The sequence below is a fragment of the Pseudomonas sp. Mn2068 genome (assembly GCF_049319725.1).
Taxonomy (GTDB): Bacteria; Pseudomonadota; Gammaproteobacteria; order Pseudomonadales; family Pseudomonadaceae; genus Aquipseudomonas; species Aquipseudomonas gingeri.
The window spans coordinates 469175-482131 of the sequence record NZ_JBMOUG010000001.1; the positions used below are offsets into that span (position 1 = coordinate 469175).

The 12957-nt window shown below is 64.5% G+C and carries 12 protein-coding genes; 8 read left to right on the top strand and 4 right to left on the bottom strand.

Annotated elements, in window-relative coordinates:
• The first annotated feature begins 93 nt into the window (after positions 1 to 93).
• Positions 94 to 1116 (top strand): Gfo/Idh/MocA family protein, encoded by a 1023-nt coding sequence (locus ACL9RJ_RS02110; RefSeq protein WP_103032892.1) that lies wholly within the window; start codon positions 94 to 96, stop codon positions 1114 to 1116.
• A 129-nt stretch (positions 1117 to 1245) separates the two neighbouring features.
• On the opposite strand, the gene ACL9RJ_RS02115 is transcribed toward ACL9RJ_RS02110, so the two are convergent.
• The 4 genes from ACL9RJ_RS02115 to ACL9RJ_RS02130 are packed head-to-tail and all read right to left on the bottom strand — an operon-like array spanning position 1246 to position 5899.
• Entirely contained in the window at positions 1246 to 2526 is a 1281-nt protein-coding gene (locus ACL9RJ_RS02115) for an efflux RND transporter periplasmic adaptor subunit (RefSeq protein ID WP_422764813.1), read from the bottom strand.
• Positions 2516 to 4006: a TolC family protein gene (locus ACL9RJ_RS02120; protein ID WP_177119501.1), complete on the bottom strand. Its 1491-nt coding sequence runs from the start codon at positions 4004 to 4006 to the stop codon at positions 2516 to 2518. Before ACL9RJ_RS02120 ends, ACL9RJ_RS02115 begins: the two co-directional genes overlap by 11 nt.
• A complete protein-coding gene (locus ACL9RJ_RS02125) occupies positions 3999 to 5198 on the bottom strand; it encodes an ABC transporter permease (protein ID WP_422764814.1) in 1200 nt (399 codons plus the stop codon). Before ACL9RJ_RS02125 ends, ACL9RJ_RS02120 begins: the two co-directional genes overlap by 8 nt.
• On the bottom strand, positions 5195 to 5899 hold the full coding sequence (locus ACL9RJ_RS02130; protein ID WP_103032893.1) for an ABC transporter ATP-binding protein: 705 nt from the start codon (positions 5897 to 5899) through the stop codon (positions 5195 to 5197). Before ACL9RJ_RS02130 ends, ACL9RJ_RS02125 begins: the two co-directional genes overlap by 4 nt.
• Before the next feature lie 384 nt (positions 5900 to 6283).
• Here ACL9RJ_RS02130 and ACL9RJ_RS02135 point away from each other — a divergent pair, with 384 nt between their 5' ends.
• The 7 genes from ACL9RJ_RS02135 to ACL9RJ_RS02165 all read left to right on the top strand — a co-directional run bounded on the left by ACL9RJ_RS02135 (position 6284) and on the right by ACL9RJ_RS02165 (position 12942).
• A complete protein-coding gene (locus ACL9RJ_RS02135; RefSeq protein WP_177109245.1) occupies positions 6284 to 7036 on the top strand; it encodes a TetR/AcrR family transcriptional regulator in 753 nt (250 codons plus the stop codon).
• A 427-nt stretch (positions 7037 to 7463) separates the two neighbouring features.
• Positions 7464 to 7625 carry a hypothetical protein gene (locus tag ACL9RJ_RS02140; protein ID WP_017128419.1) on the top strand — a complete coding sequence of 54 codons (162 nt, stop codon included), beginning with the start codon at positions 7464 to 7466 and terminating at the stop codon, positions 7623 to 7625.
• A 198-nt stretch (positions 7626 to 7823) separates the two neighbouring features.
• The gene (locus ACL9RJ_RS02145) at positions 7824 to 8780 is read left to right on the top strand and encodes a SctD/MshK family protein (RefSeq protein ID WP_422764815.1); all 957 of its coding nucleotides are present in this window, start codon (positions 7824 to 7826) and stop codon (positions 8778 to 8780) included.
• Positions 8781 to 8808: 28 nt separating this feature from the next.
• Positions 8809 to 9168, top strand: a complete 360-nt coding sequence (locus tag ACL9RJ_RS02150) for a hypothetical protein (protein WP_177109728.1) — start codon at positions 8809 to 8811, stop codon at positions 9166 to 9168.
• The gene (locus tag ACL9RJ_RS02155) at positions 9165 to 9500 is read left to right on the top strand and encodes a tetratricopeptide repeat protein (RefSeq protein WP_017128417.1); all 336 of its coding nucleotides are present in this window, start codon (positions 9165 to 9167) and stop codon (positions 9498 to 9500) included. The genes ACL9RJ_RS02150 and ACL9RJ_RS02155 overlap by 4 nt, the downstream gene beginning before the upstream one ends.
• On the top strand, positions 9497 to 11638 hold the full coding sequence (gene sctV / locus ACL9RJ_RS02160; RefSeq protein ID WP_422764816.1) for a type III secretion system export apparatus subunit SctV: 2142 nt from the start codon (positions 9497 to 9499) through the stop codon (positions 11636 to 11638). Before ACL9RJ_RS02155 ends, sctV begins: the two co-directional genes overlap by 4 nt.
• The gene (locus ACL9RJ_RS02165) at positions 11635 to 12942 is read left to right on the top strand and encodes a type II and III secretion system protein family protein (RefSeq protein ID WP_103032895.1); all 1308 of its coding nucleotides are present in this window, start codon (positions 11635 to 11637) and stop codon (positions 12940 to 12942) included. Before sctV ends, ACL9RJ_RS02165 begins: the two co-directional genes overlap by 4 nt.
• Positions 12943 to 12957 lie beyond the last annotated feature (15 nt).

A 12957-nucleotide genomic window follows, 5' to 3' on the forward strand; every position in this document is an offset into this window, starting at 1 on the left:
CCACGGTGGGAGCGGGCTTGCCCGCGAAGAGCTCGTCACAGCCACCCTGGAAACGGGAACCATCCGCGTCCCTTCATGCAAAGGAGCCAGATCATGCGCATAGGATTGGTCGGCTACGGCCATGGCGGCCGTTATTTCCATGGGCCACTGCTGGCCAGCCTGGCGGGGGCGACCTTTGTCGGCGTGGTCAGTCGCGATGCCGGGCGGCGCCGTCAGCTGGCCGCCGATCATCCCGGCCTGCCGGCGTTCGACAGCCTGGCGCAGTTGGTCGAGGCCGGCGTCGACATCGCGGTGATCTGCACGCCACTCGCCGGTCGCCGGGAGCTGATCCTCGAAGCCATCGCGCGCGGCATCGGCGTGGTCAGCGACAAGCCTTTCGCGGTCGATGCCCGCGAGGCCGAGGAACTGATCCGGGCGGCACGGGACAAAGGCGTACTGCTCAGCGTCTACCAGAACCGCCGGTGGGACTCCGATTTCCTGACCGTGCGCAAACTGATCGCCGCCAACGCCCTGGGCCGGATCAGCCGTTTCGAATCGCGCATGGAGCGTTATGCCCCGGCTACCGTGGGCGACCCGGGCGGCGGGGGGATCCTTCGAGATTTCGGCAGCCACCTGGTGGACCAGGCGCTGCAACTGTTCGGCCCGGTGGCGCGGGTCTACGCCGAAGTGGATTTTCTCGCGGCCCACGCAGGACTCGACGATGATTTTTTCCTTTCGCTGACCCATCGCAACGGCGTGGTTTCGCATCTGTGGGGCAATGCCGTGCAGAACCTGCCGGGGCCGCGTTTCCGGGTCACCGGCGAGTCCGGCAGCTACAGCGTCGACGGCCTGGATGTGCAGAGCGAGGCGGTGCTGGGCGGGCGTTCGCCGAAGACCGAGGGCGAACGCTGGGGTGTGGAGGAGCACCGCAACTGGGGCTGGTTCGAGCGGGGCAGTGAGCGCGAGAAGGTGCCGTCGGAGCGGGGCAACTGGCCGCAGTTCTACCGTCAGCTCCAGGAGGCGGTGGCCGGACGCGGGCCGGTGCCGGTGTTGCCGCGGGAGGCGCTGGAAACCACCCGTGTGCTGGATGCCGCGCGACTCAGCGCGCAAGAGGCGAGGGTGGTGCGGTTGGATTAGCGGTGCCTGTACTGGCGTCTTCGCGGGCGAGCCCGCTCCCACAAAGGTGTGTGTGTTCGACAAGCCCCGTGGGAGCGGGCTTGCCCGCGAAGACGCCGGACCTGCCAGCCCTTTACTGCCGGCTTCGACTCACTCCACCAGCCGCACAAACCCCGGCTGCAGGCCAAACACCTCGACACCTTCCTGGGTCGCCTGTCCGGTGGTGATCGGCAGGCGCTTGACCGGCTGGTCCACCGTCTCGCGATAATCCACCAGCAGCCCCTTGTCGGTGCGCTGGATCGCCGCCGCCGGGAGGATGATCGCCTGGTCGTTGCGGTAGGTGATGATGGTCAGGCGCGCACTCATTCCCAGGCGCACCCGCTGCAATTGCTCGCGGGTCAGCTTGGGCACCGACAGGGTCACCGGGAACTGCGCGCTGCCCCCCGGCGAGTCGTTGGGCAGGGCCAGGCTGCTGACGATATCGACCGAACCGTTGAGCCGTTCGCCATCGAAACCGTCACCGAGGATCTCCACGCTCTGGCCCTGGTGCAACTGGTTGATGTCCAGTTCCGAGACCTTGCTGACGATCTTCAGCTGTTCGATATTCGCCAGGCCGAACAGCACCTGCCCCTGGCTGACCCGGCTGCCGGCCTGGACCGGCCCGGCGTTGTTGGCCGTGGAGTTCTGCGTACTGTTGGCACCCGGTGGCGGCACGACGATGCCGGCAAACGGCGCCAGCACGTTCTTGCCTTCGAGGAGCTTCTGCAACGCCTCGTATTTCACCGTGGCATTGGTCAGTTCCATATCGGCGATCTGTCGGTATTCGCCCTTGCCCTGGTCCAGCGCCTGCTGCAGATCGCCTTCGGCGGCCACCAGGTCGAGGCGCTGGGTCTGCAACTGCTGTTGCAGGTCGTCGAGTTCGTTGCGCGGGATGATGCCGCGCTGGAACAGGTTCTGGCTTTCGCGCAGCTTGCGTTCCGAATTGCTCACCGCCATCTGCGAGGTCCGCAGCGAACGACGGGCCCGGGCCACCTGCTGGCCGTTGTTCCAGTCCTGCAGTTCCTGCACCGCGCGCCGGGCCTTGAGCTGGGCCGAGAGGGCATCGCGCAGCTGGATTTCCAGGAGTCCCGGGTCCATCTGCAACAGGCTCTGCCCGGCGTCCACCCGCTGCCCCTGTTCCACCAGGACGGCACGCACATTGCCCTCGAACGGCGCGGTCAGGGTGATGGTCTTCTGTGGTTCGATCTTGCCCACCAGGCCGATCTGGTGCACCAGCGGCGAAGCCTGCACCGCGATCCAGCGGCCATCCTTGGGCTGGTCGGCGGCCGGCGCGCGCAAGGTGGTCACGACGACCCCGGCCACCGCCAGCACGAGCAGCAGCCCGGCGCCTTGCAACCAGCGCTTGCGCCGGACCTGCTTGTCAGTAGTCATTGAGTGCAATGTCCCAGCTCTCCAGAGTCATGCCCAGGGTCAGATCCAGTTGGGTCTGGGCGTTCAGATAGGCGATCAGCGCATTGAGGCGGGCGTTCTCGGCGTTGCGCAAATCGCCCTCGTAGCTCAGCACCTGGAAGTTGCTCGACCGTCCGGCACTGAGTTTTTCACGCTCGATGTCCAGCTTGCGCCTGGACAGTTCCTCGGCGCGCTGAGCGATCTCGTACTGGCGCCAGCGGGTGCCGAGGTCGCGCACCACGTCGCTGACGCTGCGTTCCAGGGCCTGGCGGGCATCGGCGAGGATGATTTCCTGGTTCTCCACATCGACCCGCGCATGCACTTCGGCCTGGCGGGTGCTGAGGTCGCCGATGGGAATCTGTACCTGGACCCCGGCATAACTGTCCCAGCGCCGCGAACCGCCGTTGCTGGTGTCGTTGTCAAAGCGGTCGCGGATCTGGTTGGCCCCGGCCACCAGCGAGACGTCCCAGCGGCCCTGGTCCTTGGCGATCACCAGGTTGAGGTCGGCCTGCTGGCTGCCGAGCAGGGTGGCCAGGTACTCCGGCTGCTGGACCTGGGCCACCCGCAGGGCATCGCGCTTGTCGATATTGACCCGCGAGGCTTCCAGCGCCTCGGTGGCCCGGATCGGTGTCGACAGGTCCAGGGCGAGCAGGCGCAGCAGCGACAGGCGATTGATGTCCACCTGGTTGCGGGCTTCCTCCACCCCCAGTTCCTGGGAGGCGATATCGGCTTCTGTCTGGACGATTTCGAACTCGGCCATGCGTCCGGCCGCGATCAGCGCCTTGTTCACCTCGAGCAGGGCATTGGCGCGCTTGAGGGCTTCCTGGGTAATGGTCAGTTGTTCCTGGGACCGGAGCATTTCCCGGTAGGCCGTGATGATATCGCTGATGGTCTGGGCCACGTTGGTCTTGAGGTTGAGCCGGTTGACCTGCTCCGAGATGCGCGCCAGGCGGAGCGGGGCGGTGGTCACGTCCCAGCCCGCGCCACGCAGCAACGGCTGGATGATCGCCAGGTTGAGGCCGTCGCTGCGGTAGCGCCCGGCGACATCGGCATTGCTCAACTGCTGGGTCCAGGCCATGCTCAGGCGGGTCCCGTACTCGCCCAGCAGGCTGGTGGTCGGTGCCAGGGAGGCATTGCGCGTGTTGTCCTGGGAACCCTTGTTCACCCGGTATTCGCTGGCGAGCAGCAGCTTGGGGTTGAAGGCATCCTCGGAGACCCGCAGGTCGAACTTCTGCGCAACCCGCTGCAGATAGGCGCTGCGGATACCCCGGTTGTTGCGCAGGCCCAGGTAGACCGCATCGCCCAGGGTCAGGTTGGTCATCTGTTCGCTCAGCAGCACGCTGCGCGGCTGCTCATTGCGCAGGGTCGGCGCCGAGGGGCGGCCGACCAGTTCGCCGGCGGCGGCGAACTGGCAACTGAGCAGGCAAAGCAGGGTGGCCATCCATGGCTGCGGTCTATTCATCGCGCAGGGCCTCCACCGGTTGCAGGCGCGAGGCGGAGATGGCGGGGTAGAGGCCGAAGAACAATCCCACCAGCAGGGTACTGCCAACCCCCAGGGGCAGCGAGGCGGCGGACAGCGAGAACTGCCAGTCGGACATCCGCGCATACAGGTACGCGGCACTCACCCCCAGCACCGCGCCGGACACCGCGCCCACCGCCGTCAGGGTCACGGCTTCGAGCAGGAACAGGTTCCGGATATCCCGGCGCCGGGCGCCCAGGGCCATGCGGATACCGATCTCGCGGCGGCGTTCGGAAACGTTCATCAACATGACATTCATCACCCCCACACCCCCTCCCACCAGCGAAATCCCCCCCAGGGCCAGCAGCAGGTAACCGAAGGTGCGGCTCTGTCGGGTCATGCCATCGATCATCTGTTGCGGTATCTGCACTTCGACTTCACGTCCACGCAGGCTGCTTTTCAGCGCCTGGGTCAGGTCCCGGGCGACGGTTTCCATGTCCCGGTCGGGCGCGGCCCGGGCGATCACGCTGCTGATCTGCGGCGAGGCGGTGATCCGGCGCATGCCGGCCAGCGGCACGAACAGCGAGTCATCGGTCTGTACCGGAATCAGGATCGCCGGTGGCTGGCTCTGCAGGATGCCGATCACCTGGAACAGGTAGTCGTTGATGCGGATGCGGTCGCCGGGACGCAATGGCGCGGCGGCGCTGCCCAGGGCACGGGCGATCTTGTCGCCGACCACCACATAGGTTTCGCCCTGGTCGAAGTCGGAGATAAAGCGGCCTTCGCGCAGCTTCAGGCGCATGGCCCCGGCCAACTGCTCGGTACTGCCGACCCAACTGGCATTGGTGTTGCGGCCCTGGAACAGCACCGGGCCGCTGGAGATGGCGATCGGCGCCAGGTACAGCACCGCCGGCAGCAGCTCCTGCAGGCGCGCGGTGTCGAGGGCCGCCGGCATCGGTTCACGCACCGTGGCGTCGCCGGGGAACTGCACGGTCATGGTGTCGGTGCCCATGTCCTTGAAGATCGCTGCGGCTTCCTGCGCGGCGTTGTGGCCGATATTGATCAGCGCGACCACCGACGAACTGCCGATGACGATGCCCAGCAACGCCAGCATCGAACGCTTGCCCAGGGTCCGCAGGCTGACAAAGGCCTCGTGCAGCAACTGGCTGGCACTCTGCTCGACCCGCAGGTTCATGCCGGGCAGGCCTCGTGCACCACACCGTTGTGGACCCGGATCTGGCGGTGCAGGCGTTCGGCGATATGCGGGTCGTGGGTGACGATGATCAGCGTCACCTGGCGGACACGATTGAGCTCCAGCAACAGGTCCATGATCTCCCGGGCGGTGCTGCTGTCGAGGTTGCCGGTGGGTTCGTCGGCGAGGATCACCGAGGGTTCGCCGACCAGCGCCCGGGCAATGGCGACCCGCTGGCGCTGGCCGCCGGAGAGATCGGCGGGACGGTGGTGGGCACGGTCGCCGAGGCCGACCTGGGCAAGCATCTTGCGCGCCCTTTCCAGTGATTCGCCCCGGGGTACGCCGCGATAGCTCAAGGGCAGGGCGACGTTATCGAGGGCGTCCAGGCGTGGCAGCAGGTTGAAGCTCTGGAACACGAAGCCGATCTGCTGGTTGCGGATGGCCGCCAGCTGGTCCGGGCTGGCCTTGAAGATATCGTGTCCGGCGAAATGGTAGTGACCGCTGTTGGGCAGGTCGAGCAGGCCGAGGATATTGAGCAGGGTGCTTTTACCGGAGCCGGAGGCCCCGAGAATGGCGCAGCTTTCGCCGACCTCGATGGACAGCGAGACATCCTTGAGAATGGTCAGCGGTTGCTCGGCGAGGCGATAGCTCTTGCCGATGCCTTGCAGGGAAATGAAACCTTTGTGAACAATCGATTCAGTCATCGCTGATAGCGCCGGCAGGCTCGTCCATGATCCGGCCACGACCCTGGTGCGCTTCAGGCATCCAGGCGTGTTGCGGGGCAGGGGCAGGCACAGGTTTTGTTTTCTTATTTTAAAAAATTGTTTGAATAGTAACCGTGATCCCTATCCTACGCCAGCCGTCTAGCGCAGGGAATACGCAGAGTTTTGCCGGCGATCTTGTGACAAGAAGAAACATATTTGCCTCGCCCCCGATCGGAAAAATCGTGAGTCTTCAACTAGCTTGCGCGAGGGTGACACCGCCTTGAGAGGCTTGCTTTCAGCGGCTTTCGCAGGTATAAAAAATCAAATTTATTTTTAAAACGCTGTTCGTTCGGTCAGATTTCTTCTCGCAAAGGCTCCTCACTTATGGTCGCAAAGAAACTCAGCGCTCCCAATGTCACCAAGACTCGCTTGCTGGATGCCACGGAGGCACTGTTTACCAAGTACGGCTATGACGCCGTGCTCTTGCGCCAGATCACCGAACGAGCCCAGGTCAACCTGGCCGCCGTGAACTACCACTTCGGGGACAAGGACTCCCTGATGACCGCACTGCTGATGCAACGCCTGGGTCCCCTCAACGAACAGCGCCTGGAACTGCTCGCCAAATGCGAGGAGCAGAGCGACGGCCCGCTGGACTGCGAAACCCTGCTCGGCGTGCTGTTCGCCCCGGCCATGGGCCTGGAGCGTGCCGGTTCCGGCGAGGAAGGCCGGTCCTTCGTGCGTTTTCTCGGGCGGGTCTACAGCGACACGTCGCCGTTTATCCAGGAATACCTGAAGGAACATTACCAGCCGGTGTTCGAGCGCTTCTTCAATGCCTTCGCCCTGGCCTTGCCGGATATGCCGCGCAATGAAGTGGGGGTGCGCCTGCAATTTGCCCTCAAGGCCATCTCCGGGGTGATCGCCGGGACCGAGTTGCGTTTCCTGATGCAGGCGATGAGCCTCGGCAGGCCGGCGACCGATGCCGAAGTCATGGCCAAGCTGATCAGTCTGGTGTCGGCCGCAATTCATGCGCCGATGCAGGATCACAAGGCCGCCGGTGCCCTGGAGCGGGTGCTGGAAACCCAGCACGAGATTCGCCAGGGCAATAACCAGGCGAATGCAAAGTTGGCGATCAAGTAACTAACCACTTTCCGGCAAAACCGATGACACAGCCAACAGCTTTGTTGGCTGTGTCACAAAAACCGGAATGTGTGGATTGACATCAAACAAGTCTTTTTCAACCGGTGTTTTCCGGTTTATTCCCTCCGCTGCAAATCAGTCCTGCCTCGAATGATTATTTCCGATAATGAGTAGTCTCGCCGGTTGCATATCGGGATATGCACTTGTGCGCTGTCACTAGTTGTCTGTGAAGTATTGGCTTCCCACAAGTTTTCACAAGCTTTCACAGCCGCTGGCAATTTCACCTGAGTAGTATGCAACGCATGCAGACCAACGGTGCCAGGTTCAGGAGAAGGCCATCCTCGTTCGTGATTACCGGCAGTTTGCATAGCTTTCAGTTTGCAATCGTGCAGCTGAAGAACTTCTGATCGAGACTAGGAGATATCAAATGAGCGACGTCCCACCAGTAAGCTCCGGCAACGCAGACGCAGCAATCGCCAAGATGCAAGCAACTTTCGATATGGCAATCGAGAAGTCTGCAAAGATCACTGAATTGTCCACTGCCAAAAAAGCAGAGCTCGACGCTACCAAACAGCGTCCGTCCAACTGAGTTGGCTCGCGAGCGGCGCCCGGCGCCGCTCGCCTGTTCAAAGCAACAGTCACAACAGTACTTAACTTACACCTTATCTCATGTGAATGGTCCACGGCGCCGACCCCAGGTCGACCGCAGACGGTTCACTGTTCCTGATCGGTGCATTCGCTACATGGCCCGCTGCGGTTGGCGGAGTTGATGGTGGTAAGTCCAGTCATGACAGCCCTGATATCCCGACCTTCGAGCGCTGCCAGCGGTTTGCCGCTTCTGAGCATCACCCAAGGGGTGCATCAGGGGGTATCGCTGGTCCTGGAAGCACCGACCTACCTGATCGGCTGCGCCGTGCCGGCCGACCTGATCCTGCGCGACCCGGGAATTGCCGCCGAGCATCTGCGCCTGCGTTTCGACGGGGTCCATGTCGCCATCGAGGCTCTGGGCGGTGACATAAAGGTCATCGGCGATAGCGCCCGCAGCGTGACGGTCCCCCGCGGAAATGGCCACCGTACGCGGCTGCCGCTGCGAATCTTCCTTGAAACCGTCGAGTTGCGGCTGGCCGTCGATGGCGAGCCCCTGCCGGCGCCGACTGCACGCGCACCGATTGCCGGCGCGGCGACCAGGGGCTGGGGCAGGGGCGGGGGCAGCGGCTGGCGCTGGGCCGCCCTGGGCTTCCTGGCGGCGTGCGCCACCACGGCCTTTGCCCTGCGCAACGAGCCGCAACCCGTTGTCGATTCGATCAGCGTGGTCGATCCCGTGGCTCTCGCCGCCGGCCAGCCCACGGCGACCCTGGCCGAGGCCAGGGGTTATCTCGACAACGGCCTGCGCGCAGCCCGCCTGAACGGTATCACCGTGCAGCTCAAGGATGAGCAGTTGCTGGTCCAGGGATCGTACGACGCTTCGCAGAAAGCGCAATGGATCGCACTGCAGAAGGGCTTCGACAGCCGTTATGGCCGTACCTTCGTCCTGCACCAGAACGTCAGCGTGCGCGACAGCGTGGCGACACCGCGGGTGCGTTTCCAGGCCGTCTGGTTCGGCGCCAATCCCTATGTGGTCAACGATTCCGGAAAACGCCTCTATCCCGGTGCGGCGCTGGCGGACAACTGGGTGATCGAGCGGATTGAAAACAACGAGGTTGTCCTCGCCCGTGGCGAAGAACGCTTCACCTTCACCTTATGACCTGCGCCACCCGAAGGAAGCGTGAACGATGAGAGTTGTCGATCGTCCGTCAGTGCCACTGACCGACAAAACCGCCCCGATCCAGAGCGTCAACGCGGTCAGCCAGCGGCAGGCGGCGAGCTTCGAAGCGGTCCTGCGCAAGCGCGAGGTGCGTGCCCGCCAGGCCCTGCGCGGGCAGGCTAGCGAAGCGGACGCGGCGTCGAGCGTCAGCCCCGAGCTGTTCGGCAACGGTCGCTCGCTGGAAATTCTCGAGCGGGTGCTCGAACAGATTCTCCCGGCCCTGGATTTCGAACCGCAGGTGCGGGAGATGGCCGAGGACTTTATCCGCGAGGAAATCGAAACCCGCCAGCAACTCGAACAACAGCGCGCCGAGGTACAGGTGTCATGAGCCGTGAAGACGAAGACCTGGCCGCGCTGCTCAAGAGCATGGGCGAGTTGTACCGGCGCAACGGCCAGACCCAGCGTGCCCTGGTGATGCTGCTGATCGCGGTGCAGGTCACACCGGGTGACAGCGAATTGCTGCGCAATCTGGCCATGGCCTTCACCGACAGCGGCGATGGCGTGCGGGCCCTGGCAGCGCTGGACCGTCTGCGCGACCTCGAAGGCGAGTCCCGCGGCGAATTGCTGCTGCGCAGCCGGGCGCTCTGGGTGGTCGGCAACGAAGACGATGCGCGCCTGTGTTTCAAACGTTACCTGGCGGCGCGGAGGGCCGAACAATGAACTTCAGCCAGCAACTCAACAACCTGGCCCGGCGCGCTTCCCAGCGCAGCGACGTGATCATTGTCGCGTTCATGCTGATGGCCATTGTGATGATGATCATCCCGCTGCCCACTTACATGGTGGACATGCTGATCGCGCTGAACATCGCCCTGAGCATCCTGATCCTGATCGTCGCGTTCTACATTTCCCATTCGGTGGAATTTTCCGCGTTGCCGCCGCTGATCCTGCTCAGCACGCTGTTCCGCCTGTCGCTGTCGATCACCACCACGCGCCTGATCCTGCTGGACGGCAACGCCGGGCATATCGTCAAGGCTTTCGGCGACTTCGTGATCGCCGGGCAAGTGGTGGTCGGCCTGGTGGTGTTCCTGATCATCACCGTGGCGCAGTTTGTCGTCATCACCAAGGGTGCCGAACGGGTGGCCGAGGTGGCGGCGCGTTTTACCCTGGACGCGATGCCCGGCAAGCAGATGAGCATCGACAACGACCTGCGCAACGGCGATATCGACCAGGCCGAGGCACGCCGCCGGCGCTCGCGCCTGGAGCGGGAAAGCCAGATGTTCGGCGCGATGGACGGCGCGATGAAATTCGTCAAGGGCGATGCCATTGCCGGCCTGGTGATCCTCCTGGTCAACCTGCTGGGCGGGATGCTCATCGGCATGCTCGAACGCGGTATGAGCTTCGCCAGCGCCGTGCACACCTATTCCTTGCTGACCGTGGGCGACGGCCTGATCGCGCAGATCCCGGCGCTGTTGATCTCTGTAGCCGCCGGCACCGTGGTGACCCGGGTCAACAGCGATGGCGTACAGGGCGACCTCGGCACCGAGATTCTCCGGCAACTGGGCGCCAGCCAGCGGGCGCTGATCCTGACCGCGTTGATCCTGGCCGGGGTCAGCCTGTTGCCGGGCTTCCCCTCGGCGATCTTTATCGGCCTGGCGCTGATCATCGGCGGCGTGGTCTTCGGCCTGCATCGCCGTGAACGCGCGGGAGCTGCCCAGCCGGTCGAGGAACCGGTCGAAACCGTCAGCGAGGAACACGTCGAAACGTCACTGGAGCCCGTGTCTGAACGGGTGCCCGACAGCCGCGTCCTGCTGGTGCTGGGATCGGCCCTGGCCGAAGTCTCGTCGCTGCATTCGTTGCGCCAGAAGATCGAAGCCCTGTGCCATGAGATTCGCGCCGACCTGGGTGTGGAGATCCCGCTCCCCGGGGTGTATGTCGACAGAGCCTTGGGCGCCGAGCACTTCCGCATCGAATTCGAAGGCGTCCCGGTCAGCGAGGGCGCGATTCCCGCCGGGCGCTTGCTGCTACAGGACGATTCGGTCCACCTGAACCTCCTGGAAATTCCCGGCCTGGAAGCCGATTCGCCGCTGTCCCAGCGTCCGGCGCAGTGGGTCGAAGCGAGCCACGAAGAGAGCCTGCGCAGCTCCGGCAGCGCTTTCCTGTTTCCCGACGAAATCCTGCGCGCGGTACTCGAACGCAGCCTGCGGCGTTATGCCGGGGATTTCCTCGGCATCCAGGAAACCCGCCAACTGCTCGGGCGCCTGGAATCCGGCTACGGCGAACTGGTCAAGGAGGCCTTGCGCGTGGTGCCGTTACAGCGCATGGCCGAAACCCTGCGCCACGTGGTCGCCGAAGGTGTCTCGATCCGCAACCAGCGGGCGCTGATGGAAGCCATGGTGGAGTGGGGCGCCCGTGAAAACGACGCCGCCCGGCTGGGCGAGCACATGCGCGCGGCCCTGGCCCGGCAGATCTGTCACCAGTACGCCGACCGCAACCGGGTCATCAGTGCCTTTGTCCTCTCGCCGCAGCTGGAAGAACAGCTGCGCGCCGCCCTGCGACGGCCGGAGCCGGCGCGGGAACTGGTGCCGGAAGAGGTCAATCGTGCGCTGATCAGCCAGCTGCGCCAGGCCTGCGACAAGCTCCCGGCCAACAACCGCACGGTGTTGCTGGTCCACGCCGACCTGCGCCGGGGCATGCGCCGCCTGGTTCAGCGGGCGGAAGTCGAACTGCCGGTGCTGTCGTTCCGCGAACTGACCACCGAATACAACCTGCAGGCCCTGGTCACCCTCGGTCTGCCCGATGCCGCTTATCGCCGGACCACCGCCGGCGCCTCGGTCACTTCTTTGGCGAACGCTTCATGAGACGATTCCCCCAGCTCTGGTTTCTCCTTCTGATCCTGCTTGCCCCCGGCCTGCAAGCGGCACAGGACATCGCCACGGGCAGCCGTGGCAACCTCGACCTGGCGGCCGGGGAAGGGCGCATCCTGCATTTCAGCGCGCCGGTGGATTCGGTGATGGTCGCCGACCCGGCGGTGGCCGACGTACAGGTGGTGTCGCCCGGGCAGATCTACGTATTCGGCAAGGCCATCGGCCAGACCAGCCTGATCACCCTGGACGGCGCCGGCAAGGAACTGGCGTCGCTGAACCTGGCGATCAGCGCCGGCAGCCAGGCCGTCGCGCAACCCTTGCGCGAGCTGCACCCCGCCAGTAGCGCGCGGATCAGCGGCAGCGGCAACCGGATGCTGGCCCAGGGCAGTGTCGGCAGCGTTGCCGAGGCCGCCGACCTGAACGCCTTGCTCGATCCCCACGGGCAGAGTTTCCAGAGCAGCGTCAACGGCGCCACCTATCCGGGCTCGGCCCAGGTCAACATCCGCGTGCGTTTCGCCGAGGTCTCGCGCTCCGAACTGCTGAGCTACGGGGTCAACTGGAATGCGCTGTTCAACAACGGCACCTTTTCCTTCGGCCTGATTACCGGCGGTTCGCTGGCGGCCAATGCGGTAGCCGGTTCGAGCAATGTGATCAGCGCCGGCCTGAACTCCGGCAACGTGAACATCGACGCGATGCTCGAAGCCCTGCAAAGCAACGGCATCCTGGAAATCCTCGCCGAACCGAATATCACCGCCATGACCGGCCAGACCGCCAGCTTCCTCGCCGGTGGCGAAGTACCGGTGCCGGTGCCGGTCAGCCGCGACCTGGTGGGGATCGAATACAAATCGTTCGGCGTGTCGCTGCAGTTCAACCCGACGCTGCTGCCCAACGGCCGGATCGCCCTGCAGGTACGTCCCGAGGTCAGCAGCCTGATGGACAGCAACCCGGTCACCATTTCCGGGATCCAGGTGCCGTCCTTCCGGGTTCGCCGTGCCGATACCCGGGTCGAGGTCGGCAGCGGCCAGACCTTCGCCATCGCCGGTCTGTTCCAGCGCGAGACAAGCCAGAACGTCGACAAGCTGCCGATGCTTGGCGAGCTGCCAGTGCTGGGCAACCTGTTCCGTTCCAAGCGTTTCCAGCGCAACGAAACCGAACTGGTGATCCTGATCACCCCGTATCTGGTGGAACCGGTGCGCGGCCGCACTTTGGCGACGCCCCTGGACGGCATGCCGGGCAATACCACCACGGCCTCCGCCGGACCGCGCAGCGGTGGCGCGTTCGGCTTCTACATGAACTGATCCGGGAGCCGAGAC